Genomic DNA, 25,950 nt, shown 5'->3' with positions numbered 1-25,950 from the left:
CCCGTCCCCCTCACCGGGGAAGGACCTCGTCCTCCCCACCCTTCGCAGGCTCAGGGTGGGACCCGGGACGAGGCCCGCGGCGAGCCTCCGGACGGGGCCTGGCGCGAGCCTGCGAGTGGCGGGGGCAAGGGGGTCCTCGAAGGAGAGGTCCTCCTTCAGGCGACGAGCAGGTCGTGCAGGCGGTACAGCGACGCCTCGAAACCCGGGTGCAGCGGCACCGACACGAGGTCGCCCAGCGCGATCCAGGCGACGCCGTCGCTCTCCCCGTCCAGCCGCAGGTCGCCCGGTTCGATGTCGCGCAGCGGCCGGGCCAGCACGGTGGTGTAGGACCAGCCGCCGTGGTCGTCGACCGACGACGGGCCGAGCGCCAGGTCCTGCGGCGTCAGCCCCAGCTCCTCCTGGACCTCCCGGAGGGCGCCGTGCTCGGCGGACTCACCGGCGTGCAGCGCGCCACCCGGCGTCCCCCACGTGCCGCCGTGGTGCGACCAGGTGGCCCGGTGCTGCAGCAGCAGCTCGGGGCCGTCGGCGCCGGCGCGGTGCACCAGCAGGCCGGCCGCACCGACCCGTCCCCAGTGCCGGTGGCCGAGCGCGCAGGTCACCCAGCCGTCGGTGGAGGAGAACACCCGCCCAGTGAACCCCGTCCGCGGCGGCCGCGCCGCCGTGACAGGCTCGGCGTCGTGCGCGTCGCCGTCTTCACCGGGTCCCAGAGCGGGCCGCCGTCCCACCGGTCCGCCGTGGCGGGGTTCGCCGCCGGGCTGGCCCGCGCCGGCGTCGGCATCGTCTACGGCGGCGGGCGCGCCGGGCTGATGGGCGTCGTGGCCGACGCCGCCCTGGCCGCCGGCGGGCACGTCGTGGGCGTCATCCCCCAGCACCTGGTGGACGACGAGCTGGCGCACCCCGGGCTGCCGCAGCTGGAGGTGGTCACCTCCATGCACGAGCGCAAGGCGCGGATGGCCGAGCTCGCCGACGCCTTCGTCGCCCTGCCCGGAGCCGCCGGCACCCTCGAGGAGCTGTTCGAGGCCTGGACCTGGGGGATGCTCGGCCTGCACGCCAAGCCCGCCGTCCTGGTGGACGTCGACGGGTTCTGGCAGCCGCTGCTGGCCCAGCTGCGGCGCATGGTGGACGACGGCTACCTCGACGCCCGCCGACTGGACGCGCTGGGCGTGGTCACCGAGCCCGCGGAGCTGCTGGCATTCGTCGAGCGGTACGAGCACCCGGTGCGGAAGTGGGCGCCGACCCCGCCGTGACCGCGGCCGGGGCGGTGGGAGGACCCTCGACCCCGCCACTCGCAGGCTGGCCTCGCCTGGAGGCTCAGCCCGAGCTCGCGAGGGTTGAGGGGGGCGAGGGCCTTCTACTGCGGAGGGCCGTAGCGTCGGGCCCGTGGAGCGCTGGGACGTCGTGGTCGTCGGAGGCGGCCCGGCCGGCGCGGCCGCGGCGCTGGCCGCCCGGCGCACCGGCGCCTCGGTGCTGGTGGTCGACCGCGCCGACTTCCCCCGCGACAAGGTGTGCGGGGACGGCGTCGCCCCCGAGGCGCTCGACGTGCTCGCCGACCTCGGCGCGGACGCCGCCGCGCTGGTCGCCGGCTACCCGCCGGTCCCCCGGCTCTCGCTGCGCTCGCCCGGCGGGGCGGTCGTCGAGCGCGAGACGCACCGGCCGTCGTACGTCGTCCCGCGCGAGGTCCTCGACGCCCGGCTGCTCGCCCAGGCGCGTGCGGCCGGCGCGGACTTCCGCCGGCACGCCGTCCGCACGGTCGCCGTGGATGCGGACGGCGTCACCGTGGACGGCGGGCTGCGGGCGGAGGTGCTCATCGGGGCCGACGGTGCGGAGTCCGTCGTCCGCCGGGCGCTGGGGCTGTCGAGCAACCGCCCGGACCGGCTGGCCGTCGCGATCCGCGGCTACGCCCCCGCGCTCCCCGCACAGGGACTGACCCAGGTGCTGGTGACCACCGAGCAGCGCTGGCCGGCCTACGCGTGGTCCTTCCCGCTCGGCGACGGGCGGGCCAACGTCGGCTACGGCGAACTCGTGTCGGGCGGAGCGACGAGGGCCGCGCTGGTCGACGGGCTCCACCGGCTGCTGCCCGGGGTGGCGCCCGGAGCGCTGCGGGCGCACCGGCTGCCGCTGTCGACCGGCCGGCCACGGCTGCCCGACGGCCGGGTGCTGCTGGCCGGCGACGCCGCGTCGCTCGTCAACCCGCTGACCGGCGAGGGGATCTTCTACGCCGTCCTCTCCGGCGCCCTGGCCGGGACGGCGGCGACCGCCGGAGCCGGCGCCGGCGCGCGCTACCGGCGGCTGCTGCGCCGGCGGCTGGCGGGGCACCTGCGCGCGTCGCGGCTGGCGTCCGAGCTGTCCCGCTGGCCGCCCGTGATGGACGCCGCCGTGCGCGCGGCCGGCGCCGATCAGCGCGTCTTCGACGACGTGGTGGCGCTGGGCCTGTCCGACGGGCGGCTCACGGGACGGACCCTTGCCGCGGCAGCCCGTCGGCTGGCCGGGGCACGGCGCTGACGGCGACCTCCACGCGGTCGCGGCCGGCCCGCTTGGCCCGGTAGAGCGCCGCGTCGGCGGCCGCGTAGAGCTCCCGCACCGAGTCCGCGTGCAGCGGCGCGTGGGCGACCCCCACGCTGATCGACAGCGGCAGCAGGCCGCCGTCGGCGCGCGGCAGTGGTGAGGCGCGCACCGTCTCGAGCAGCTCCCGCGCGCGCCGGGCCGCGGTCTCCGCGCTGCAGCCGGGCAGCAGCAGCGCCAGCTCGTCGCCGCCGAGCCGGCCGACCACGGCGTCCCCGGCGCGCACCTGCCGCCGGACCAGGCCGGAGAGGTGGACCAGCGCGTCGTCCCCCACGGGGTGGCCGTGCGCGTCGTTGATCTGCTTGAACGAGTCGACGTCCAGCAGCACGAGCGCCGTCCCGTCGCCGGTCGGCTCCCGCTCGAGGGCCCCGGTCAGGGCGTCGTCCAGGACCCGGCGGGTGACCAGTCCGGTGAGCGGGTCGACGTCGGCCCGCTGCTGCAGCGCCGACACCAGGCGGTCCTGCACCGAGGCGGTCCGGACCAAGATCACGGACGCCACGACGAGCACGGTCCCGACGACGAGCTGGTCGTGCACCGCCGGCTCGACGGGCTGCAGCAGCAGCTGGGTGACCCCGTTGCCGACCACGGCCGCTCCCGTCACCAGGGCGACGGCGGCCCAGCGCAGGTGGGACGCCGCCCAGAGCACCGGGAAGGCGAGGAAGGCCTGGGCGCCGGCGGACGGGTCGTCGGTCACCACGTTGAGGACGCAGACCAGCAGCACGCCGGTCAGTCCCAGGAGGGAGAAGACGCCGGCGCGGTCCAGCCGCTCGGCCGGGACGAGGACGCACACCGCGATCGTCGTGACCAGCGCGGCGACCCCCGCCCAGGAGGCGGCCCTCGTCGTGCTGCTGACCGAGTTGGGCCCGAACGTCGTGGACAGCGCGAGCACGACGGTCGAGACCCCCATGATGAGGACGATCGAGTGCGCCGAGGCGCGTGGCTCCCGCGCACGCAGGGAGTCGGGGAAGCGCATGCCCCTCCATCGTCGTCCGGACGGTGCGGCTCGAGTCCGCCTGCCCGGTGCGGGTGACGCCGTCCGGCGGACTCACACATCGGACCCAGAGAACTGTCAGACCGTGCGCGGAGGATAGCGGGCAGTGATCACGAGGAGGACGGTTGTGACGATGGCCCCCGCACCGGCTCGGGCGCACGAGGTGACCATCCACCTGGACGACGACCTGCTCGCCGGCGGGCTGGCCGACGTCCGCTGGGCACTGCTCGGCACGCTGCACGCCGGGGCCCGCTCCCTCGTCATCGACCTCTCCCGGGTGCAGCACCTGCCCGACGCCGTCGTCGGCGTGCTGGTCTCGGCGCACCGCATCTGCCGGGCCCGCGGGGGCGCGGTGGTGCTGCGCGGCGCCGACCTCCGCACGGAGGGGCTGCTGCGCCGCACCGGCCTGTGGCGGGTCCTGGTGGCCGAACCCGCGCTGGCGGTCGCGTGAGCGGGGTGCTGAGCGAGGTCGTCGACCGGCGGGCCGGACTTATCACGGTGCGCGGCCACCTGACCTCGAGCGGCGCGGACCTGGTGCGGGGCACGGCCGACCGGCTCCGCGATGCCGGCCACGCCCGCGTGGTGCTCGACCTCCGCGGCGTGGGCGCCGCCGACGTCGAGGGCCTGGCGGTCCTGCGCGAGCTGCACCGCGACTTCCGCGTGGTCGGCGGGGAGCTGCTGATCCGCAGCTGACCCCTGGGGCGGAGGGCGTGGGATTCGAACCCACGATGGGTTTGACCCCATAGCGGTTTTCAAGCCTGGTACGGGGGGTTTGCGAACCAACGCCGATCAACCGTTTCCGCAGGTCAATCGCGATGTTGCTGAGACCGGTGGTTACCGCTCATAGCCCCTACGTGCCCGTACTACGGGCACGTAGCGGGCACGGCCGTCCGAGCCTTGTGGCCAGCTCCGATCAACAAGGGGTCGGCCGCCGACACGGCTCGTCTGCGTCGCTCGGGGTCGGCTGGGTTCATGCAGCACCCGATGACGGGCACCGCATGCGGTATGCGGACCGGCCCGTCGACCCTGGCGGTCCTGTCGACGTTCGAACCCGTCGTCACCACAGCGCTGGCCGCGCTCGCCCTCGGTGAGTCCCTCACCCCGGTGCAGCTCGCCGGCGGCCTGCTGGTGCTGGCCTCGGTCGCGGTCGCGCAACTCCGGGTTCCCGTCGGGTCGGACCGCGCGGCCGACGCCGCAGGAAACAGTGCCCGTGCTACTTCCAGCCGTGGCGACCGACCAGCCCACACCAGTGGCCCAGCGAGTGCCGGGGTGGTTAAACGAAGCACCGTTGTTGAAGCTGATCGACCAGTCGGTGATGGAGGTGGCGAGGCGGCCTCGGTTGCGGACCTGGACGGCCAGCACGGCCTGCCCGGCGCCCTGCTCGCGGAGCTGCTCAAGGTTCATCGTGGACACGGGCCCAGTCGCCACGCCGTCATCCCCAGAGCACCGACCTTGAGGTGGACGGTGGGCGGCTGGCACCGAGGGCGTACTGCCCCACCTGCCAGTTGAGCGTGGTGGTGGAGACACATAGCGCGAGGATCGCCACCATCGAGCTAGCGCGCGGGGTAGACAGCCGCGTCCCGCTCGAGCTGGTCGAGGTCGAGCTTGTAGACGTTGCGCAGTCGGCGGGGCGCGAAGGGGTCGGGGTCCAGGTTGCGCTTGAGGATGGTGACCAGCCCGGCGTCGGCGAGTTCCCTCACCCCTGCACTGCGGGTGTCTTCAGATAGGTCGTAGCGCCGCTTGGCCATGCCTGGGCTGAACCACAACTCCTTGGCCGCGGAGCCGCCGCCCTGCTCGACAGCCAGCACGAGCAGCATCGCCACCGCCGGACCGGACAGCACGCTGATCCAACCCTTGGTCCAAAAGGCCGGCGGGAGGGTGATGTAGCGGTGGGCGTTGAGAGTGTCGACCGAGGCGTCCTTGCCGGCCGCCTTGAGCACGGCCCCGGGGATGCTGTAGTCCGCGCCGCTGCCGGACTCCTCCAGAAGGGTGACCTTCGAGGCCAGGCCGGGCCGGCTCTGGACCGCAATCAACTTCCGGTTCTCCAGCCAGCTGTAGGCGTCCAGGATTCGGCGAGCCCCGTCGGTGTCGGGCTTGGGGAGATCGATGAGGCTGGCGAACGCGCGGGCCGGGAACCGTACGTCGTGTCCTTCCCCGGCGGCCACCCACAGGATCGACAGCAACAGCTTCGTGCGGACTGCGCCACCCCGGCCACCGCGCAGCAATCGAGCCAGTGGCGGGGGTTCGGGGTGGTTGTCCAATCGCTCGATCATCCGGCGACGCACCTGGGCCTTGCGCCCCTTCACCCGCGTGTTCAAAAACTCCGCCGCCGTCAGCGCCTCGACCGAAGGGCGACGGAGCGCGCCTGCGGGAGCGACCTGAGCTAGACCAGTTTGGACCGCACTCGGGGTCGTTGCAGGCACTTGCGCCGGGGACACCTGGCCATCTGCTACGTCATCGGATCTAGGCATCGACGAGAGGTTATCCCGTAGTGCCGGGTACGAGCACTACCCCAGCAGGCGTAAGGGTGGGGGCTACCGGGTTCGGGTGGCCCTCCCTACCGCCTTAAGGGTAGGGGTCAAATCCGGCGCAGAAGCCCTCGTGCAGTGCTCTGATCAGGCTACCTTCGGGGTGTCGCTCAGGGCGTGTGACTCGAAAGGAGATCGATCAGCCGTGACCACCAACAACCGGCACGTCGTGCCAAACCCGAAGGGGGGCTGGGACGTCGTCAAGCCGGGCGCGTCCCGGTCCAGCTCGCACCAGCCGACCCAGAAGGAGGCCACCGACCGCGCACGGACCATCGTGCGCAACAACGGTGGCGGGGAGGTGCGAATCCACGGTCGCGACGGCCGCATCCGCGACTCCGACACCGTCGCCCCGGGGAACGATCCGGCCTCCTCGCGCGACATCAAGTAGTCCAGGACACAGGAGGGTCCGCACCGGCCGATTAGAGCTCGGCCGGTGCGGGCCACCTCGTCAGCATCCCCTAAATGACTCCGACGGTGCGTAGATGGCCGGCGACCCTGGCGCACTCGACGCAGAGCCGCACGTCTCCCCGGCGCAGCTGCCGGTGAGGGTATCGAGTCTCCCCAGGCTCGATGTCCGGGCGCTGCCTGCATGCCGTCATGCCACTCCCACCCGGGTCGAGCAGGTGCGTCGTGTCGATCAGCGACGTGACGAGCCCGCGGACATCAACGCTCGCCTTCCACGTCGTAGCGGTGCGCAGGTCTTGAACTGGCTTTCTGGGCATGGTGACCTCGCCTCCTCGGTGTCCTGCCCGGAAGGCTAGGGAGCGCTGCAGCCTAAGGTCGCGCCCTCGCAGAGATATCGATGACCGGCGAGGTGCATGGCCAGCGCGGTCGTCAGGACTGTCGAGCGAGCCGCACGCCCGTGATGTCTCGGTTGCCCGATTGGGGTTCCACGTCGAGCTTGTTCGGTGTTCGCTATTTACCGAACACCGAACAACTGCCATCCTGGCTGTGTGCCCGCTCACCTAACGCCGACTGATGCCGAGGAGGCGCTTGTCGCCGCCGCCACCTCCCTCGGCTTGTTCGCCCGGCCACCCTCCATGGGGGACCACGGCGCAGATGTCGTGATCGAGGTTCCCGGCGGGCCAACCGTCCTCATCCAGGCCAAGTCGATGGCGCTGGTCAACACCGAGGCGGCCCAGCGGCTGCGGAACCAGGTCGTCCACTCCACCACGCCACTACTGCAGGTCGTGGTGGCCCCGCGGATTACGTCGGCCGCGCGGGACGTGTTGAACGAGGCGGGCATGGGCTGGCTTGACCTGCGCGGTCACCTTCGGCTGGTGGGTCCTGGAATCTTCGTGGACACGGCCGTTGCCGAGTTGTCAGATCCCGCGCCGGAGCGACTAGGTGTCATCGGTCAGGTCGGAGTGGAGCTGGCGGCACTGCTGCTGATGCAGCCCTGGAAGACATGGGGGGTGCGCGAAGCCGCGGACGCAGTGTCGCGGGCACCCAGCTCGGTGTCCCAGGCATTCTCGGCGATGCGGGCCGCCCAGCTGGTGACCGATGAACTGGAGCCGGAGGGTCCAGAGTTGTTCTGGGAGCTGGCACGGCACTGGGGCTCGGCTCGGGTTGATGTGGCCTCACTGCCCGGGCCAGGGCGCGGGAGGGACAACGAGGCTCTCCGACTAGGCCTCGATGACGTCAAGACAACCACCGGATGGGCGCTCAGCGACAGCGTCGCAGCCGCCCACTACGGCGCGCCAGTGGCCATCCGCTCCGACCACCCGCTGGACTTCTACGTGCCCGACCGCAGCACACTCCGGCGCGCCGTGCACCTGCTGGGGCCGGCGACCAGCCCCTCGCAACGAGCCGGCCAGGTACGGGTCGCGCCCGTTCCAGCTGTGTGTGAGCGGCGCGTCGACGGCGCCGACTGGTCCACCGAGTGGCCGCTGGCCCACCCGCTGTTCGTTGCCCTGGACCTGGCCCAAGATCCCGGCCGCGGCCGGGAGATCCTGCGCGATTGGACTCCGACCGACCCGGTGCAACGTGTCTGGTGACCCGCGGCTGGTCCAGCTCACCGGCGAGGCCATGACGCGCTTGGTGTCAGCCATCCCGCTGGTCGCCGAACGCACCGGGAGCCCGGTGATCGTGGTCGGCGGCCTGGCCGTCGTGTGCCGCCTGGGTACCCCCTACCGGGCCACAATCGACCTAGACACCGTCGACGTCCAGACCGCGGGTAGCCGACCCCATCTCGAGATTCTCCTGGCCGAGGCTACGGAAAGTGGCCCATCAGGAGTCCTCCTCGACACTCCCCTCGGCCCGGTACAGGTCGACGTACTGCACGTGTCCCAAGCCGACCGCGATCCCCTTCCCGAAGACGAAACCGATCGACTGCATGTCCAGTCCCATGCGTGGGCGGCAGCAACAGCCACTGATCTTCAGCTTGCCGTCGCTGGCGCCGCTCCGATCACCGTCGCGGTGGCCGAGCCCGGCCCCATCATCGCGATGAAACTGCAGGCGATCATGAACCGCGGGGCAGCGAAAGAGGGCACCGATCTCCTGGACATCCTCCGGCTGACGCTGGACACCCAGTGCGGCCCCGTCTCCAGAGACCAACTTGAGCACGCCGACGAGCAGCTACGCGCCGACGCTTTCCTGCACGCACAAAGGTGGTTCCAGGAGCACGCGGCCCGGTCGTTGCGCAGAATCCGGGCTGTACCTGAAGGACACGACGTCGAGGCCGACGATGTGCAGCTCGTCGGTGACCTGCTTAGGGGAGCCCTGGACCTCTCCTCCCCCAGCTGACCTCGGCTCCATCGACGGCTCAGCGCACACCAATCCTCTCCAAGCTATCGAGCGGTCAGGCGCGGGTGCGACCAGTGCTGCGCGCAACAGCGACAGCGCGGTGTCCTCGCTTATGCCGGCTTGGTGGGCTCGGCTAACGAGTTCAGGGGCTGTTTGCCGCACGTCACTGGCTGCGGCCGCCGGCACGGAGAGCGCGGCCACGACGGTGCCCAGTCGACGCCGGCTGGCGACCAGCCCAGCTCCTTCGAGTTCGCGGCAGCCCCGGCCCACGGTGCCGATGACGACGCCGAGGTCAGCGGCGAGGGCCCGCATGCTGGGCTGCCGGGTGGTTGGGGCCTGCATCCGGGCAGCGTTCAGGCGGTATCGGCTGGGCCCTGAACGAAAGTGGTCTGCCCTGCCTCTCGTGGAGTCGGGTGACTGGAATCCTGACCGCGCAACCCCGAGGGAGGATTTGTGGGCAGGCGTAGTTATCCGCCGAAGTTCCGGCGCAAGGTGCAGCGCATTTATTCGCGGAGTCCGCGGACCCTATGCGGACTGACCGGCGTGATCTGCGGCTCCATCCGCGCCGTCTCAGACGGCGACGAGACCGCTCCACAGCCGGCCGAGGATGTCGGCTGCAGCGGGTCGCCGGAAGGGCGCTGCGCGTCCCTTCGGGATGGGCCTGCGGCCCACCTTTCCCCCGACCCGCTGCAGCCGGAGGAGAGCCGGTTGTGGGAAGCGATCAGAAGTGTGGACGGACGCCGTGCTTGGGCTACTCACGTGCTGATCGCCAGGGCTGGGGTCAGCGAGGTTGGACCGATGAGGCGGTCGACGATCCGGGTCAGCGTGAGCTCATGACCGGCAACGTGGGACCATGAATCGCCGTGCCGACAGCTGGACCCCTCCCGCAGATCGACCTCGCGCGTATCCGGCAGCACGAGACGAGCCAGCAGCGGGCGTGGGAGGAGCTTGGCTACATCCTCGTCCCGGACATCGACGGGCTGCCCCTGGGGACGCGCCTTCAGCGCAGGGCCACCCCCGATGCCGGCGTCGAGTTCTCCTGCGCCGCCCCGCCACCCGGCGACGGGACGTGGGCCTGGCAGGCGAAGTACTTGTTCCGCCTGGACGCCGACGCGTTCAAGCAGATGACCAGGAGCGCGGAGGACGCGCTCGACGCCAACCCCACCTTGACCAGGTACGCCTTCATCCTGCCCGTGGACCGGACCTCCATCGCCCGGGGGAAGGCCAAGGGCGGCATGCAACGGTGGCACGAGAGCGTCGCCGCGTGGGAGGCCGCAGCGGCGGCACGGGGGATGACGGTCGAGTTCGTCTATATCGGCCACTCCGACGTCGTGACGGCGCTGTCGCAGGACCAGCACGCCGGCGCGGTTCGGTACTTCTTCGACGAGCGGCTGTTCACCAACGAGTTCTTCCGCCACCAGGTCGAGCGGGAGATCGTCAACCTCGGCGGCCGGTACGACCCGAGCGTCCACGTCGAGCTCGACGTCGCGGACGCCATCGATGCGCTGTGCCGCAGCCCCCGCTGGGCCGAGAGACTAGCCGGGCTGGTCCGAGACGTCGCCAAGCGCGACATGATCCTGCGCCATCTGGCCGCGTCGAGCCACGTCGCCGAGCAACCCGACCTGGCTGCGGCAGTCACCGACGCGGCGGACTCTGCCGCCCGCGCCGGAAAGGTGTTGGACGCCAGTCGTCGGCGGCTGACCACGGCCGACGGCGCCGTCCTGTCCGAGCTCCGCGCCGCTGTGGACGCGTGCGCTGTGGCTGCGCGCCGTGCCGAGGAGACGCTGCACGACGCGGCGGCCCGCATCGTCGTCGCCGTGCGCCCGGCCACGCCGCTCCGCACTGGGCGGCGCCGCAGCGCCGCTGAGCGGCCCGCGCCGGACCGCGACCCCGCCCAGGCCCGGCGGGACGCGATGTACGACGCTGCAGCCGAAGCCTCCGCCGCCCGCCGCTCGGCCGAGACCGCGGCCCACGCCCTGAGCGGCAGGCAGGCGCGAGCCGCCGACGCGGGCGCGCTGCTGATCGAGGGACCGGCCGGCTGCGGAAAGAGCCACCTCGTCGCCGACGCCGCGGCCGCCCGGGCGCGTGAGGGCCTGCCGACGCTGCTCGTCCTGGGACAGCACCTGCAGCTCCGGCCCGTCTGGCAGCAAATCGCCCAAACCGTCGACCTGCCGATGACAGGGCAGGAGCTGCGTGCCGCGCTCGAGGTCGCCGCACGCGTCCGCGGCGCCGGACGGGCGCTCATAATCATCGACGCCGTCAACGAAGGCCCCGGCCCGGCGCTGTGGCGCGACCAGCTCAACGGCTTCCTCGCCGACATTGCTCGCCACCCGTGGCTCGCCGTCGTCCTGACCATCCGCGACACCTACGCTCCCACGGTCCTGCCCGACGACCTGCCCACCGGCTCGGCGGTCCGGCTCATCCACCCGGGCCTAACCGGGCACGAGGGGGAGGCGCTCGTCCGCTACGCCGAGCACTACGGCCTGCGGCTGCCCGACCTCCCGCCGCTGCTGCCCGAACTCCGCAACCCGCTGTTCTTACGGAGCATGTGCCTGTCGGTCAGGGCACGGGGGCTGGACAGCGTCCCCCGCGAGGCGGCCAGCCTCACCTGGGTGTTCGACGGCCTGCTCGAGGCCGTCAACCGGGCGATCAGCGACCCGGCCAGACTCGACGTCGACCCCTCCGATGATCTCGTGCGACGCGCCGCCGACGCCCTCGCCCGGGCCATGCTCGACGCGGACGTCGAGGCGCTGCCGCTGCATGCCGCCAGGGAGATCTGCCTCGGTCTGCACCCCGAGACCAAGCACAGCAAGTCCCTGCTGACCGCGCTGATCGCCGACGGCATCCTGCTCCGCGAGACCAGCACCACCGGCGACGGCGCGGCACCCCAGGAGATCGTCCGGTTCACCTACCAGCGGCTGGCCGACCACCTGCGCGCCGACGCGATCCTCGCCGCCCACGCCGATGACGCCGCCCTGCGCGACGCCGTGCTGGCCCTGGCCAGCGGCCCAGGCGCCTGGGCCCGGGCCGGCCTGCTCGAGGCGCTGGTCCTGCTCACACCCGAGCGCCGCGGCCGCGAGCTGGCCGATGTCACAGGCGTCAGGCCGCGACGACGCGCCGCCCGGCGCCCCTACCGCGCCCTGACGAAGACGCAGGTCCACAACGCCTACCTGCAGGACGTCCTGCGCCGAGCGTTCTTCGACACCCTTCCGTGGCGGGCCCCAGCGTCCTTCACCGACCGGACCCACGAGCTCCTCCAGCGGTACCTGGACACAGGTGCGATCGGCGAGCACGACTGGCTCGCCCTGCTCATCAGCCTCGCCTGCGTCCCCGACCACCCTCTTAACGCCCACCGGCTCGACGCCGCGCTGCACCGCCTGAACCTGCCCGAGCGCGACCTGCACTGGTCGGAACCGCTGCTGTCCATCTGGGGTGACGACTTCGACCCCATCACCCGCTCCATCGACTGGGCGTGGTCACCCACGAGCACGCCCGCCGACGATGTCGCCGAACTCGCCGCGACCCTCCTAGCCTGGTTCTGCACCAGCCCCAACCGGCGGCTGCGCGACACCGCCACCAAGGCGCTCGTCCGGCTCCTGGACGGACGAACCGCGGTGGCGGCCCAGCTCGTCGAGCGCTTCGCCGGTGTCGATGACCCCTACGTCACTGAACGTGTCCTGGCCGCGGCCTGCGGCCACGCTCTGCGCCACCGCAGCGTCCAGCTCGAGCGCCTCGACGACATCGCCGCGCTCGGCCGGGCCGTCTACGACGCCGTCTTCGCCGTCGACCGGCCGACGGCTCACGCCCTCATCCGGCACTACGCCCGGACCGCCGTCGAGACCATCGACACCGCCCTGCGCGCACACGGCCGGCAACTGGACCGCGACCTGTCCGCCGCCGTGCCTCCGTACACCAGCAACTGGCCCCTGACCGCCCCGCCGCTACGCACGCTCGCCCATCAGTACGGCAGGCCCGGCCAGCGCTACCTGACCACGGCGACCGTGCTCGGCTTTGACTTCCAGCAGTACACGATCGAACGGGGCCTGGCCGCCGAGTTCGCCCTGCCCAACCAGGCGCGGCGCCAGGCCGCCCGGCGCGCCGCCGCGCGCCGTGAGGCCGAGGCCGCCCGGACCGTACTGCTGGACGCCCTCCCGCCGACTGGTCGGCAGGCCGTCGCCGACTTCCTCGGCCGAGCCGACGCCCCCGGTGACGACGGGCTGCCGCGATGGGCGGTCGTCCGCGTCCTGGAGGACAGAATTCCCGCGTCCGCTCGCCCGGCCCTGGACCGGCTCGAGCGCGCCCGCCACCGTGCCGACGACCGTGGTCCGGTGCGACCCGACCCCGACCTGCTCGGCCGGTGGATCGCCGCCCGTGTGCTAGACCTCGGCTGGACTTCCGAGCGCTTTGACGACCGCGACAGGATGCTGAGCCGCGCCCGCTCGGCGGGCTGGTCGCAGACCGAGCGGTTCGGCAAGAAGTACGCCTGGATCGCCTACCACGAGCTTGTCGGCCAACTCGGTGACCACTGCCAGCTTCATGAGAGCTGGCAGGACGCCCGGCCCGAGTCCTACGACACCCCGTTTCAGGTCGGCGGTGCCGTCGATCTGGACCCCAGCGTTGTCCTACGCGGTGACGAGCCACCGCAGGACACCGCCGCTGGGCGGCTACGCGCACTGCGCAACCGCGACGAGCGCCGCGACGCCTGGTGGCTGGCGGCCCACGTGCATTCGCCATCCGCCGACCGCGACGGCGCGGGATGGCTCCACGACCCCTCCGACATCCCCGCGCCGCACGAGCTCCTCGCCGCGACCGACCCCGCAGGCGGGGTCTGGCTCGCAGCCGAGTCGCACACGACCTGGACCGGCGCAGGACGGGCCGACGACAACAAGCGCCAGCTGTGGATCCGCGCCCAGGCCAACATCGTCCGCACGGCGGACCTCGACGCGTTCCGCACCTGGGCGCCCGAGCAGAACTGGATGGGGCTGTGGATGCCCACCCCGTCCGAGCACCCGACCGGGTACCTGGGCGGCTACCCCGATCAGCAGCCGTGGCAGGCCCGCATGGCCGAGGTCGACGCCGAGCGGCGGAGCTTCGCCGAGGCCCATCCCTACGACCCCCCGGGATGGCAGCGGACCACCCAGCACGGCGCCCCGGACGCCCCGTTCGCCCTGGCCACCACCGGCTACGACTCTTCCGGCTCCCGCGACAGCTCCGCGATCGACCTCCCACGTGCGGTCCTGCCCGCGCCCGCGCTGCTGGACCTGCTCGACGCCCGGTGGAGCGGCGGCGACCCTGCCGACGCCCGCCAGCTGGGCCTCGGGCCGGTCGAGACCGAGTACTCCTGGACCAGCCAAGGCCGCATCGTCGCGTTCTCCACGGCAGGCCGGTCCTTCGGCTCGACGACCATGCTCTTCATCCGAGCCGATGCCCTCGCCGACGCGCTAGGCCGGGCCGACCTGGCCATGTGGACCTGGCTGCTCGGCGAGAAGATCCACTGGCTGGGCGCAGAGCCCCAGCCCCAGCGGGCCGACATCTACGCAGCGGCAGACCTGACCTTCGACCGCCCGAGGGTCTGGGGACTGACCGTCGATCACGTGGACTGGGACGGGCAGGACCAGTCGCGCTCGCGGCTCGTCCGCCAACGACTGCCTTAGCTGCGCAGCGCGGCCGTCACGCCGCCCTCCCGCCCCTAACGCTGGCGCTAACCTGCAGAGACCCCTGGCGGATGTTTCCTTCCATGCCGCTGCGCTGCCGCAGTTCCCCAACTTGGCACTGCGCCTCTGCGCCGCCACCGAGAACCGACGTTCAGCCCGTGCGGTCCGCACTCGGCCGCGGCCTCAACTCGACGGACCCTTAGTTGCATCCTTCTTGGCTCGGATTAGCGAGGCGAGCACTGCATCGCGACTGTCGACCTTCTTTGGCTTGTAGGCGTCATAGAGCCACTTGAGGACCCCGCCGACGGCCGCGGCGGTGGCGGCGACGGCTGGAACTCCCCCGGTGAGAGCTGCGGCGCTGGCGCCAGGCAGCGCGCTCATGGCCACGTACGCGCCTGTATCCCGCAGTGAGGACTTCAATGCCGCGGTGCTGGACGATGCCTTCTCGACACGCCGAATGGCTGGAATAAGGGCATCCTCCACGCGCTGTCGCATTTCATCCGCACTATCCGACGAGGCGTCGCGAGCGAGTGAGGAGATCTGCCTGCGCCAGTCGTCGAAGGCATCCTCTGAGTTTCGGATGGCCACAGCATCGCGGGCGCGAAGTTGGAGGTCCGGAACCAGGAGGCGTGCCACCTCCTCGAGTACACCGCGAGGGTGACCTAGCGGTAGAGGAATTTTGCCGGCGCGCGCCTTCTGCCGCAGTAGGTGCAAGTCCCCGCTGGCGGGAGGCGCGTAGACCGCGCCAGCCTGGTCAGCTACAGCGAGCGTCTTGGCGAGAAAATAGAACTCGTACTGTGCTGCCCAGGGTTCGTCCACCTTGCGGTAGCCAGTGCTGGGTGTCAGTTGCATTCCGCGTAGCGAGTCCCAGACGGCGACTGGATCTATTGCGTTGGCCTCTGTGACCGCTTCCTGCATCGAGGGAGACCGGACGTCGTGGCGAACCGAAGACATAATGGCTTCATTTCGCGCTATGAGCGTCGGATACTGCGTCCGGCAGACGAGGACCCCAGCCTTCAACAGCGGGCTTAATTCGCTGATGTACTGCACAATGGTGGCTAGGCGTTCTCGCTCTTCTTGGTAATCATCCTTGGTCATTCGCGCACTTGAGTGTTGGCTCCACATCTGCGGACCGCCACTGAGAATCATCCTGCTATTGGCCTCATGCAGAGGGCGAAGTGATGGCAGCCTGTCGTGCTCGTCGAAGAAGAACTCGGCCAGCGGGTCGTGTACAAGGATTTGCGGATAGTAGAGCAGTGCAAGATTGAGGTCGCCAGCCATAATCTGGTACTGCCAATGCGCGCCAACCCAGCCGCCGTGATAGTAGGTATCCGGTGGAGCGGGGTCGTTGAGGGAGGCGTTTGCAGATTGTTTAGACAGATCGCCCAACTCTCGCAACTGCTCGTACGTGAGGCACCGGATAGCTTTACCTGATGGCTCCTCGCCAAGAAAGTTTTCGAGCACGTCAAGCGGGGTAATGCGTGGCGCCGTATTGAACTTCTGCGACCGCTGCTCCGTCACGTTGCTCCCTTGTTGGAGACGGCTGCTCATATCCTCAATGCCCCAAGGCTACGGCCGCGCGCTGACAGTGTATGGGCTCGTGCGGGGGGTGCACGTCCACGCAAGCGTCCCGACGCCGGCGTCGCACGTCCCGGGAGCGACGAACTCCTGGTAGCGGTTGGCTGGGCCGCTGACGGGACCCGCCTGACGCTGGCGACGACGCAACTCATCCACATGCGAGACGGCGGCTACCCCGCTGTGCGTGTGAAGGCATCCAGGGCTTAGCAGGCGGACGCTCGGCCCCATCTTCGCCCGAGCGCAACGGGACCGGGCGTCACAACGGCAGTCAGGCGGTCGGCATCGACAACAGGCCTGCCTCGTTCCCCGTGTGGACCACGCGGACCAAGGCGGCGCGGTCGTATTGGCAAGCGAAAAGGATCGCCAGTGCTCAGCTGGGCGGAGGGAAACCGTGGTGGACGATCCGGCCGACCTGCTGCTGCAGGAGGGCGGGGTTGTCGGGCAGCCCCACGGAGATCAGGTGGCGGCAGAACTGCAGGTTCAGGGGTCTTCGGGTAGCTGCTCGGGCGTCAAGGGCCACTACGAGCAAGCGGCGGCGCCCCGCAAAACTCTTGCGCTGCCTTCGACGCAATCAACCCTTACCAACATTCTTCGACATCTCGATCTGAGGCATCCCTCTCCGCATCGAAACGGGCCTGCATCTCCTGCCACTCGAGCCCTCTGCAGGGAGCGGCACGTATGCTACCAATAGCGGTAGTCCGGGCCCCGCTTCGCGGGGCCCACCGCCGCTTCTAGGGGTGACTTGTTGGCCATTGTTGGCGGGCGCTGAGAAATGCACGGCGGAATAAAGATCTACGCCGGTGCTCCTTCGGCGGCGCGGCACTACGTGGAGGCCGACTGGGGCCGGGCCGATGACTACTACCTGACCGAGGGCACCGGCATCGCCCGCCGCTACACCGCCACAGACGGTCAGGTGGCCGAGCTGGCCGCGCTGGCCGGGGACGGCTACGAGGCGTGGGTCGCCGGGCTGGATCCTGATACCGGCGAGCCGCGGGGTCGGCTGCGCACCGATGACCGGGCGGTGCGGTTTGTCGAGGTCGTGGTCAACGGCCCCAAGTCCTGGTCGCTGGCCGCCGCCCTGCACCCCGACGTCGCCGCTGCCTACGACGCCGCCCAGGACCGCGCCGCGGTTCAAATCATCAGCTGGCTGGCCGAGCACACCACCACCCGCGTCGGCCCGCGTGGTGGCCAGGTGCAGGTTCCCGTGGATCGCCTGGAGGCGGTGACGGTGCGGCACTACACCTCCCGCGCCGGGGATCCGCACCGGCACCTGCACCTGCAGATCGGCGCGCGGGTGTTCGCCGCCGGCCGGTGGCGGGGGCTGCACACCGTCGGGGTGCGCGACTTCCTCGCCGCAATCAACGGCGTCGGGCACGCCGCGGTCGCCTGCGACCCGCGGTTCCGCGCCGCGCTGGCCGCACACGGCTACGCGATGGACGCAGCCGGGGACCTACCGGAGCTCGCCGCCTACGCTGCCGCGTTCAGCACCCGGGCGGCCCAGATCGGCCGCAACCTGGACCGCTACGAACGGGAGTGGACGGCCTCGCACCCCAGCCAGACCCCGGGGCCGGGGCTGCGGCGGGTGTGGGATGCTCGGGCGTGGGCCGAGGGCCGCCCGGACAAGGTCACCCCACAATCGGGCACCGATCTGACCGCCCGCTGGATAGCCGAGCTGACGGCCCTGGGCTACCGCGACCCCGGGCAGGAAGTCGACCTGACCCCGACGCCCGTGGGCGGGCTGGACCGGGACGGGGCGGTCCAGCGCGTGCTGACCCGGCTGGCGGCCGCCCGGTCGGCGTGGAACGCCGCCGACGTCCGCGGCCAGGTGGAGCAGCTGATCGCCGCCACCGGCGTGGTCATCGACGCCGGCGTGCGGACCGAGCTGGCCGAGGACCTCACCGCCCGGGCCCTGGAACGGTGCGTGCCGCTGCTCGACCGGGACGGAGCCGGCGTCCCGGAGCACATCCGGGCATGGACCTCCCAGCCGGTGCTCGACGTCGAAGCCGACCTGACCGATCGCCTCGCCGCCCGGGGCAGGACCGGCGCTGCAGTCGACGAGCCGGTGCTGCCCGCTGCCGTGCGCGGGCGGCTGGACGCCGGGCAAGCGGCGGCGGTCAGCGCGCTGGCCGGCGACCGGCCGCTGGTCGTCATCGAGGGTGCGGCCGGGGCGGGCAAGACCACCACCCTGGCCGCCACCCGGGCGCTGCTGCATGCAAGCGGCCGCGGCCTGGTGGTCGTCACCCCCACCCTCAAGGCGGCCCAGATCGCCGCCGCCGAGGTCGGCGCCCACACCGGCTCAGCCGCGGGGCTGGCCTATCAGCACGGCTGGCGCTGGAGCGACCACGGCGCCTGGACCCGACTGGCCCTCGGCGAGGTTGATCCGGTCACCGGCGTGCCCTACGCAGGCCCACGGCAGACGGCCCGCCTGGGCGCAGGTGACCTGCTCGTGGTGGATGAGGCCGGGATGCTCGACCAGGACGCCGCCCGCGCCCTGCTGACCATCGCCGACGAGGCCGGCGCCCGGCTGGCGCTGCTGGGTGACCGGCATCAGCTGGCCGCGGTCGGCCGCGGCGGCGTGCTGGATCTGGCCGCCGGGCAGGTCGACCCGGCCGGCCACCTGATGCTGGACACGCTGCACCGGTTCACCCGCACCGACGACGCCGGCCGGATGGTGCCAGACGCCGAGTACGCCGCGCTGACCCTGGCCATGCGCACCGGCGAGGACCCGGGCGCGGTGTTCGACGTCCTCGTGACCCGCGGTCAGATCCGGCTGCACCCTGATCACGGCGCACTGCAGGCGACGCTCGCCGCCACCTCCGCCACCTCCTACGGGGTCGGTGAACCGGTGGCGGTGGTCGTCGACACCCGCGAGCAGGCCGCCGAGCTCAGCGCGGCCATCCGCGACCGGCTGGTCACCGACGGGCAAGTCGACGACACCCGGACCGTCACCACCCGCAGCGGACAGCGGATCGGAGTCGGGGACCGGGTCGTCACTCGCCGCAACGACCGCGACCTGGCCGTCGCCAATCGCGACACCTGGATCGTCACCGCTGTCGACCGCGACGGCCGGCTGACCGTCACCCCACCCCCGGGAGACGTCACCCCGGTCCCATCCCGTGTTACCCCAGCGCAGACGAAGCAGCGCGTGCTGCCCGCCGGCTACGTCACCGCCCACGTGGAGCTGGCCTACGCCAGCACCGCGCACGGCGTGCAAGGCAACACGGTCACCGCAGCGCACCTGGTGGTCGGCGAGCACACCGGTGCCGCGGCGGCCTATGTCGGGATGACCCGCGGCCGCACCGCCAACACCGCCCGCCTCATCGCCCCCGACCTCGCCGACGCACGGGAGCAGTGGATCGCCGCCTTCGGCCGCGACCGCGCCGACCTCGGCCCCGGGCACGCCGCGCAGCTCGCCGCCGCCGAGGCGGCCCGCTACGCCACACCACGCCCGCTCGGGCAACTGCTGGGCGACCTGCATGCGGCCTGGACGGTCGAGCAGCGCTGCCTCGACCGGCTGGCCCTCCTGCAGCCGTGGTGTGACGTGCTGCGCCGGGCCGAGGCGCTCGAGACCGCTTCCGGCGGCGAGCTGGCCCGGCTGGAGGCTGAACACCGGCAGGCGGCTCTGGCCGCCCAGCACGCGGCCCAGCGGGCCGAGGCCGCCGACGCTGCCCTCGCCGAGGAGGCCGACCGAATCCGAGAGGGCCTGCTCGCCGCCTGGGACGCAGACCGCAGCGCCGCCCGCACCGCGGCCCGGGTGGTGCTCGAGGGGCCCGGCTGGTGGGGCCTCAAGCGCGCCCCCATCACCCGCGCCGGTGAGCAGCTGGCCGGCTGGGCCGACCGGTGGCGCCTCCACCTGCCCGACCTGCCTACCGACGCCGAGCAGCTCGCCCGGGTAGCCGACCGGTTCGACGACCGGCCCGCACTGTGGCGGGCGTTCGACACCACCGCCCGCCGGGCCGCCGCACAGCAGCATCCCGAACAGCCCGGGCCGCCCGCAACCGCCCAGGCCGCCCGCCGGGCCGGCGAGCAGGCCCAGGCCGCGCTGGCCGAGGCGCAGCGCCGCCGCGCCGAACGGCTCGACCCGCTCGGACCGCTGGCCTGGGCACCCGATCCGGCCGGGCGGCTGACCGCCCTCGAACGCTCCGTCGCCACCACCGCACACGAGCTGGCCGCCGCCCGGGCCCGCGTCGCCGACCTGCGAGCCGACCCCGCGTTCGCAGGCCAGCCGCCCGACCGGCTGAGCGCAGCCCGCGACGCCTGGCGCGCCCACTACGAGGCCGACCGCCAGCAGCGCCGAGCCGGCACGCCGGGGCCGGCCGGCTACCCCGCATCTGTTCCGCGGCCCGAGTCCGAGCGTCACGGCCCACGGCCAGCACGAGGTGTCACCCCAAGCCTCGGGCGGTGAGCGGAGCCGCTTCCCGGCCTGCTGCCGGCCCGGGCGAGCGGGCACTGCAGGAGAACTGAAGAACTACTGAAGGATCCGCGGACCCCCCGGTGGGTCCCCTGCCGGAGCCGGTCCCCTGCCGGACGCCACCGCTTGGCGCCGCCCCCGACGGCGGATCGTGACCTGGCGGCTCTCACGTACTGGGTCACCGGCCACCGGAGACGCACCGGAGCAACACAGGAGATCGACCGGAGAAATTGGCTGTGCGCTGTCACCAATGGCCGGAAAACGGCGCCTTCTACGGGTGGACAGCCATCCAGATTCGCCCAGCCCTCGGAGACAGCCATGACCGATCAGACCCCCGGCCTCGATCACACCGCAGAGCCGCCCGCCGAGCTGCTCACCATCACCGAAGCCGCCCAGCTGCTGCGCGCCCCCGTCGCCACCCTGCGGTACTGGCGCCACCTGGGCACAGGCCCGCACAGCTTCCGCCTCGGCCGCCGCGTCCTCTACCGGGCCGACGACCTTCGCAGCTGGATCGACGCCCAGCACGGTCAAACTGCCCCCGGCTCGGGGAGCTCGCGATGAGCCTGCACCCCCATCGGCGCTCTCACCGGGATACGGGAGGCGCGGCCCGTCAGGCTGGTGCGCCCCTCGGCGGCGCAGTCGGGCCCTACTGGAGCAATCCGGAAGATCAGCGTCCTACTCACCCAGCGGGCGACCGCTGACATGGCTCAGGCTCTGCACGGAGAAGCGATGTCACCGGCATCCGTCCACGGGCGTCCACCACCCAGCGACTCCGGTCAGCTGCTCACCATCGGCCAGGCGGCAGAGTACCTGGGCACCGGGCAGCGCTTCGTCCGCCGCCTCATCAGCGAGCGGCGGATCCCCTACGTCAAGCTCGGCAAGCACGTGCGCCTCGAGCGTTGCGCGCTGGACGCCTTCATCGCGGCCGGCCGGGTGCCCTGCCGGTAGGGCACCCGGCGTCCACAGACGAGTTCCCTGCAGAGCCGAAGGCGGCCAAGGTCGGAGCATGCCAGCAAGCAGCAGCAGGAGGCGCTTCGGTCGCGTGCGCAAGCTGCCCTCCGGCCGGTGGCAGGCCCGCTACCCGGGCCCGGACGGCCAGGACCGGTCAGCACCGAGCACGTTCGCCACCAAGACCGACGCGGCACGCTTCCTGGCCGCGGTGGAGGTCGACATGGGTCGCGGCGTCTGGCTCGACCCCCTGCGCAGCGGCGTCACACTCCGCGAGTACAGCCAGGCGTGGCTGGCCGAGCGAACCGTTCGAGGTCGTCCCCTGGCCGTGAGAACTCGCGAGACGTATCAGCACTCCCTCGACCGCTGGGTGCTCCCCGCGCTCGGAGGCATGCCGCTGGACCGGATCACCCCGGCCGCGGTGCGGCGGTGGCACGCCGAGACGAGCGCGGCCACCGGCCCGACGGCGACCAGGCAGGCCTATGCCCTCCTCCACGCCATCCTGGCCACGGCCGTTGCAGACGACGCGCTCCCCCGAAATCCCTGCCGGATCAAGGGTGCGGGCCAGGCCCGCAGTGACGAGCGCCCGCTCCTTGACGTCGACCAGGTGCAGCACCTCTCCGCGTTCATGCCCGAGAACCTCCGGGGCTTCGTCGACCTGGCGTTCTGGGCCCACCTGCGCCTTGGCGAGCTGCTGGCCCTCCGCGTCGGCGACATCGACATGGACGCCGGCACCGTGGCCGTGCAGCGGCAGGTCGTGGAGACGGACGCGGGCCCCGTGGAGAGCCCACCGAAGGCGGGTAGCCAGCGCGTCGTCCACCTCCGCCCGCAGGGCGTCTCGGCACTGGCGGAGCACCTGAATACCCGCTTCCCGGCGCTGCCGACCGCTCGGGTGTTCGTGCGGAGGAACGGGAGGGCCCTTCGCGCCCATCACGTCCACGCCGCCTGGAGCACGGCCCGGCGAGCAGCCGACCTGCCCGATGTCCATCTGCACGACCTGCGGCATGCGGGACTCACCCTGGCCGCGCAGAGCGGGGCGACTCTGGCCGAGGTCATGCGACGCGCCGGCCACTCGTCCTCCCGCGCGGCGATGATCTACCAGCACGCGGCCGAGCGGCGCGACGCCGAGGTCGCCGCCCGCCTCGGGCGCCTCGCAGCGGGCACGACCCCGAACCGTACGGGCACGTAGCGGGCACGCGAGCGAAGGACGGCGCCCGACACCCCTCGCAGGAGCTCTTCAGGCAATGCAAAACCGCTGGTCAGAGCGGAGGGCGTGGGATTCGAACCCACGATGGGTGTTACCCCATAGCGGTTTTCAAGACCGCCGCCATCGGCCACTAGGCGAGCCCTCCTCCGAGCTCCTGACCTGCGGAGACGTCTGCAGCCCGGAACTCGGGGTGTTGACGCTACCCGTGCCGGCACGGGACCGGACGAGGGGCCAGCGGAACGGGGGGCGAGGGTGTCCCCACGTCCCGGTGCCTTCCTGTTGGTCGACCGGACCCGGCACCCGGCCTCGGTGGCGCGCCGGGCGGCGCGGTCCCGGCCCGACGGCCGGCAGCAGCGGACGAGCGCGACGAGCCGAGCGGCGGCCGCCTCCCGGCGCAGCTCCCGGCCGCGGGCAGCTCGAGGTGGCGCGAGGCCGCGGTGGTCCTCCCGTTCGCGGGTCAGCAGCAGGCGGTGGCAGGGGCCGGGGCCGCCGAAGGGGTCGAGCCGCCGGCGGGCTCGGGCGCCTCGGCCGAGGAGGTGGGGCCGCAGCAGGCCGACGCGGCGCCGGTGTCGCCACCGCTGTCGGCGGCCGGGGGGGCGACGTCGCCGAAGAACGTCGGGCTGTCCTCGAGCACCGTGTAGATCTCGAAGCGCAGGTCGTCGGGGGTGTTCTCGACCCAGAACTTCGTCTGCCTGGCGTAGCAGCAGGTCGAGTCGCGCTCCTCGGTCGAGGCGAGACCGGCTGCGGCGAGCCGGGTCTGCTCGGCGTCGACCTCGTCGACCGACGCCACTTCCACGCCGAGGTGGTTGAGCGTGCCGCCCCGTCCGGGGTTCTCCAGCAGCACCAGCTTCAGCGGCGGGTCGGCGATCGCGAAGTTCGCGTATCCCTGCCGGGTCTTCGACGGCGCGACGCCGAACAGCTTGGCGTAGAAGGCGGTCGCGGCTTCGACGTCGTCGACGTCGAGGGCGAGCTGGATGCGGGACACGGGGTGACCTCCTCGTCAGTGGCGCGGGCGCCGGACCATTGACAATTGTCGATGGGTCACTGTGCCGCTAGCATCGACCCCTGTCAATGGTTTCCAGGGCAGCAACGACGACGAGGAGACCAACCCGATGACCGTGCGCGAGCTGCCGGTGCTCGACCGGCCCGAGGTGGTCGCCTGCTGCGCGCCGCTGACCACCGAGGTGCTCTCCGCGCCCGACGCGAAGACCCTGGCCAAGCAGTTCGCCGCGCTGGGCGACCCCGTACGCCTACGACTGCTGTCGCTGCTGGCCACCGCCGAGGGCGGCGCGATCTGCGTGTGCGACCTCACCGCGCCGGTGGGCCGCACCCAGGGCACGGTCAGCCACCACCTGCGGATCCTGGTCGAGAGCGGGCTGGCCACCAGCGAGAAGCGCGGACGGAACGTCTGGTACGCCGTCGTCCCGGCCGCCCTGGAGGCGCTGCGCGCCGCCCTGGCGACCCGATGACCGCGGTGGGGCCGGCGCCGCCGCACGAGGCGCTGCCCGAGGCGCTCGGCACCGTGCTGCTGGGCGCCAGCGCCGCAGTCCGCCTGCTCCACCCGGCCGCCGCCGAGGTCGCCGGCCGATCCGCTGCCACCGGCCCCGGCACCCGCCGCGGGCCCTCCGCGGGAGGAACACCATGACCGCCGAGCGCCCCTCCGTCCTGTTCAGCTGCGTGCACAACGCCGGCCGCTCGGTGGCCGCAGCCGCGCTGCTGCGCCACCACGGCGGCGACCGCGTCGACGTCCGCAGCGCCGGCTCCCGGCCCGGCACCGGGGTCAACCCGGTCGTCGCGCAGGTCCTCGCCGAGCGCGGCCTGCCGGTGACCGACCACACCCCGACCAAGCTGGGCCACGAGCTGGTCGAGGCCGCCGACGTCGTGGTCACCATGAGCTGCGGCGAGACCTGCCCGTACGTGCCCGGCAAGCGGTACGAGGACTGGCCGGTCGACGACCCCAAGGGCCAGGACCTCGACACGGTCCGGCGCATCGTCGACGACCTCGACGCCCGAGTCCGTGCTCTGCTCGCCGAGCTGGTGCCGTCGCCGTCCTAGCCCACCGGCGCGCCGGGCCCCGCCACGCCCCGTGACGGGGGTCCGAGGACGCTCGTCCCCGCCCGGTCAGTCGCCGGGCTCCACCGGCTCACCCGCGGCTGCGTCCTGCTCGCGGCGGAAGCGCAGCGACTCGACGAGCACGTAGCCGAACAGCACGCTCCAGGCGAAGTCCAGGAACGCCTGCGCCCACAGGCCGTCGACGAGCTGCACCACCAGCTGCACGAGGCAGTAGGCCAGTGCTCCACCGGCGAGCACCTGCACGCCTCGGTTGCCGAACCAGGGCGGGCGGAACGGGGTGGCGGCCACGGCGCCACGCTAGCCGGGTACGCGGGGACCGCCCGGCAGAGCCGTCCGCCTGCCGCCCTCGCCGTGTCGACCACGGGGTCGTTGGCGCACGGCCCGCCGTGTCGCGGCGGGTCTGCTGCGACGAGCCCGTGGTCGACTGCGGGAGGAGTCAGACGTGGTCGGGCAGCACCTGGTCGGCGGCCTCGGCCGACGCGCCATCGACGTCCCGCTCCGGCAGCCGACTACTCGGGCAGCTCCCCCTCGCGGACCACGCACGCGCCGCCGAGCGGCTCCACAGCGAAGCCGCGCGCGGTCAGCACCTCGGCCAGCGCGCGGTTCATCACCTGCTGCACCAGCGCGTCGGCGGCGGCGCCGTGCAGCTGGTCCCGGCTCATCCGGTCGTGCTGCCGCCAGCTGACGACGACGCCGTCCAGGGCCGCCTCGGGGGTCAGGCACACCCCGCCCAGCTCGCCGTCGGCACCGGAGGGGTCGTAGAGGAACAGCCCCGCCTCGGCCAGCACCGCGACCACCTCGACGACCAGGCCGGGCAGCGGGTGCTCGTCGTCCAGGTCGGCGTCCCACCCCTCGGGCAGCCGGTCCACCTGCTCGCCGAGGAAGGACCACCACGAGCGGTCCTGGGGCGAGGACCGGCGGCGCAGCAGGCCGTCGGCCCGCCGGACGCCGTACACGGGGTGCAGCCCGGCCGGGGCGTCCTCGAGGTCGTCGAGGGCCCACACGGCCTCGTCGCGGTCGCCGAAGGGACCGGCCAGGACGAACCCGGGGCCGTCCTCCTCGTCGACGACCAGCCACCAGCCCTGGCGGACGACGCCGCCCAGGACCACCTCGCTGAACCGGGTGCCCACGATGCTGCTCACCGGCGACCAAACCTCCCCCGACAACGGGCCGTCACCGGGGAAGGGCGACAGGTTCCCGTGCGCCGTCGGCGAACCGGCGGCGGTGCGAGAACGATAGGTGTCGCAGCCCGG

General features: G+C 72.4%; 23 protein-coding genes and 1 tRNA gene. 16 read left to right on the top strand and 8 right to left on the bottom strand.

The window, feature by feature from the left end; all coding sequences use genetic code 11:
* Positions 1-155: 155 nt before the first annotated feature.
* Positions 156-623, bottom strand: a complete 468-nt coding sequence (locus BMW27_RS20985) for an NUDIX domain-containing protein (protein ID WP_091447993.1) — start codon at positions 621-623, stop codon at positions 156-158.
* A gap of 54 nt (positions 624-677) precedes the next feature.
* Between BMW27_RS20985 and BMW27_RS20980 the strand changes: the two genes are divergently transcribed.
* Together BMW27_RS20980 and BMW27_RS20975 are read left to right on the top strand one after the other, a co-directional pair.
* Complete coding sequence (locus BMW27_RS20980; RefSeq protein WP_091447991.1) at positions 678-1,247, top strand: LOG family protein; 570 nt, start codon at positions 678-680, stop codon at positions 1,245-1,247.
* A 133-nt stretch (positions 1,248-1,380) separates the two neighbouring features.
* Positions 1,381-2,502, top strand: a complete 1,122-nt coding sequence (locus BMW27_RS20975; protein WP_091447989.1) for an NAD(P)/FAD-dependent oxidoreductase — start codon at positions 1,381-1,383, stop codon at positions 2,500-2,502.
* Here the strand turns inward: BMW27_RS20975 and BMW27_RS20970 are convergent.
* Complete coding sequence (locus tag BMW27_RS20970) at positions 2,447-3,535, bottom strand: GGDEF domain-containing protein (protein ID WP_245743772.1); 1,089 nt, start codon at positions 3,533-3,535, stop codon at positions 2,447-2,449. The genes BMW27_RS20975 and BMW27_RS20970 overlap by 56 nt on opposite strands.
* A gap of 151 nt (positions 3,536-3,686) precedes the next feature.
* On the opposite strand from BMW27_RS20970, the gene BMW27_RS20965 reads away from it, so the two are divergent.
* The 3 genes from BMW27_RS20965 (at position 3,687) to BMW27_RS24645 (ending at position 5,062) form a co-directional block, all read left to right on the top strand.
* Positions 3,687-4,004: an STAS domain-containing protein gene (locus BMW27_RS20965; RefSeq protein ID WP_091448095.1), complete on the top strand. Its 318-nt coding sequence runs from the start codon at positions 3,687-3,689 to the stop codon at positions 4,002-4,004.
* Positions 4,001-4,246, top strand: a complete 246-nt coding sequence (locus tag BMW27_RS20960; protein WP_091447986.1) for an STAS domain-containing protein — start codon at positions 4,001-4,003, stop codon at positions 4,244-4,246. The genes BMW27_RS20965 and BMW27_RS20960 overlap by 4 nt, the downstream gene beginning before the upstream one ends.
* Positions 4,247-4,525: 279 nt before the next feature.
* Positions 4,526-5,062, top strand: a complete 537-nt coding sequence (locus tag BMW27_RS24645; RefSeq protein ID WP_091447983.1) for an EamA family transporter — start codon at positions 4,526-4,528, stop codon at positions 5,060-5,062.
* Between the two features lie 44 nt (positions 5,063-5,106).
* On the opposite strand, the gene BMW27_RS20950 is transcribed toward BMW27_RS24645, so the two are convergent.
* Positions 5,107-5,859: a hypothetical protein gene (locus BMW27_RS20950; protein ID WP_091447980.1), complete on the bottom strand. Its 753-nt coding sequence runs from the start codon at positions 5,857-5,859 to the stop codon at positions 5,107-5,109.
* A gap of 367 nt (positions 5,860-6,226) precedes the next feature.
* Here BMW27_RS20950 and BMW27_RS20945 point away from each other — a divergent pair, with 367 nt between their 5' ends.
* The 4 genes from BMW27_RS20945 (at position 6,227) to BMW27_RS20925 (ending at position 14,480) form a co-directional block, all read left to right on the top strand.
* Positions 6,227-6,469, top strand: a complete 243-nt coding sequence (locus BMW27_RS20945; protein WP_091447977.1) for a DUF2188 domain-containing protein — start codon at positions 6,227-6,229, stop codon at positions 6,467-6,469.
* A 565-nt stretch (positions 6,470-7,034) separates the two neighbouring features.
* Positions 7,035-8,078, top strand: a complete 1,044-nt coding sequence (locus BMW27_RS20935) for a hypothetical protein (protein ID WP_091447971.1) — start codon at positions 7,035-7,037, stop codon at positions 8,076-8,078.
* Positions 8,068-8,826, top strand: coding sequence for a hypothetical protein (locus tag BMW27_RS20930; protein WP_217638232.1), 759 nt, complete (start codon positions 8,068-8,070; stop codon positions 8,824-8,826). Before BMW27_RS20935 ends, BMW27_RS20930 begins: the two co-directional genes overlap by 11 nt.
* An 863-nt stretch (positions 8,827-9,689) precedes the next feature.
* Entirely contained in the window at positions 9,690-14,480 is a 4,791-nt protein-coding gene (locus BMW27_RS20925; protein WP_091447969.1) for an ATP-binding protein, read from the top strand.
* Between the two features lie 183 nt (positions 14,481-14,663).
* On the opposite strand, the gene BMW27_RS20920 is transcribed toward BMW27_RS20925, so the two are convergent.
* The gene (locus BMW27_RS20920; protein WP_091447967.1) at positions 14,664-16,001 is read right to left on the bottom strand and encodes a hypothetical protein; all 1,338 of its coding nucleotides are present in this window, start codon (positions 15,999-16,001) and stop codon (positions 14,664-14,666) included.
* An 829-nt stretch (positions 16,002-16,830) separates the two neighbouring features.
* Between BMW27_RS20920 and mobF the strand changes: the two genes are divergently transcribed.
* The 4 genes from mobF to BMW27_RS20900 all read left to right on the top strand — a co-directional run bounded on the left by mobF (position 16,831) and on the right by BMW27_RS20900 (position 22,606).
* Entirely contained in the window at positions 16,831-20,463 is a 3,633-nt protein-coding gene (gene mobF / locus BMW27_RS20915) for a MobF family relaxase (RefSeq protein ID WP_091447964.1), read from the top strand.
* 324 nt (positions 20,464-20,787) lie between these two features.
* A complete protein-coding gene (locus BMW27_RS20910) occupies positions 20,788-21,030 on the top strand; it encodes a helix-turn-helix transcriptional regulator (RefSeq protein WP_091447961.1) in 243 nt (80 codons plus the stop codon).
* A 168-nt stretch (positions 21,031-21,198) separates the two neighbouring features.
* Positions 21,199-21,417: a helix-turn-helix domain-containing protein gene (locus tag BMW27_RS20905; RefSeq protein ID WP_091447959.1), complete on the top strand. Its 219-nt coding sequence runs from the start codon at positions 21,199-21,201 to the stop codon at positions 21,415-21,417.
* A gap of 58 nt (positions 21,418-21,475) precedes the next feature.
* Positions 21,476-22,606, top strand: coding sequence for a site-specific integrase (locus BMW27_RS20900; RefSeq protein ID WP_091447957.1), 1,131 nt, complete (start codon positions 21,476-21,478; stop codon positions 22,604-22,606).
* Positions 22,607-22,682: 76 nt separating this feature from the next.
* Here the strand turns inward: BMW27_RS20900 and BMW27_RS20895 are convergent.
* Both BMW27_RS20895 and BMW27_RS20890 read right to left on the bottom strand, forming a co-directional pair.
* Positions 22,683-22,769, bottom strand: a tRNA-Ser gene (locus BMW27_RS20895).
* Positions 22,770-23,081: 312 nt separating this feature from the next.
* Positions 23,082-23,609, bottom strand: a complete 528-nt coding sequence (locus BMW27_RS20890) for an ArsI/CadI family heavy metal resistance metalloenzyme (RefSeq protein WP_091447955.1) — start codon at positions 23,607-23,609, stop codon at positions 23,082-23,084.
* Between the two features lie 127 nt (positions 23,610-23,736).
* Here BMW27_RS20890 and BMW27_RS20885 point away from each other — a divergent pair, with 127 nt between their 5' ends.
* The 3 genes from BMW27_RS20885 to BMW27_RS20875 are packed head-to-tail and all read left to right on the top strand — an operon-like array spanning position 23,737 to position 24,679.
* A complete protein-coding gene (locus tag BMW27_RS20885) occupies positions 23,737-24,093 on the top strand; it encodes an ArsR/SmtB family transcription factor (protein ID WP_091447952.1) in 357 nt (118 codons plus the stop codon).
* Positions 24,090-24,269 (top strand): hypothetical protein, encoded by a 180-nt coding sequence (locus BMW27_RS20880; RefSeq protein WP_091447950.1) that lies wholly within the window; start codon positions 24,090-24,092, stop codon positions 24,267-24,269. The genes BMW27_RS20885 and BMW27_RS20880 overlap by 4 nt, the downstream gene beginning before the upstream one ends.
* A complete protein-coding gene (locus BMW27_RS20875; RefSeq protein WP_091447948.1) occupies positions 24,266-24,679 on the top strand; it encodes an arsenate-mycothiol transferase ArsC in 414 nt (137 codons plus the stop codon). Before BMW27_RS20880 ends, BMW27_RS20875 begins: the two co-directional genes overlap by 4 nt.
* Before the next feature lie 66 nt (positions 24,680-24,745).
* Here BMW27_RS20875 and BMW27_RS20870 read toward each other — a convergent pair whose 3' ends face one another.
* Entirely contained in the window at positions 24,746-24,985 is a 240-nt protein-coding gene (locus BMW27_RS20870) for a hypothetical protein (protein WP_091447945.1), read from the bottom strand.
* Positions 24,986-25,206: 221 nt separating this feature from the next.
* Positions 25,207-25,839 (bottom strand): hypothetical protein, encoded by a 633-nt coding sequence (locus BMW27_RS20865; RefSeq protein ID WP_091447942.1) that lies wholly within the window; start codon positions 25,837-25,839, stop codon positions 25,207-25,209.
* Positions 25,840-25,950: the final 111 nt, after the last annotated feature.

The sequence above is a fragment of the Geodermatophilus poikilotrophus genome, from assembly GCF_900111455.1.
Taxonomy (GTDB): domain Bacteria; phylum Actinomycetota; class Actinomycetes; order Mycobacteriales; family Geodermatophilaceae; genus Geodermatophilus; species Geodermatophilus poikilotrophus.
The sequence above is the reverse complement of the archived record's forward strand: the minus strand, read 5'-3'. Positions and strand labels throughout refer to the sequence as shown.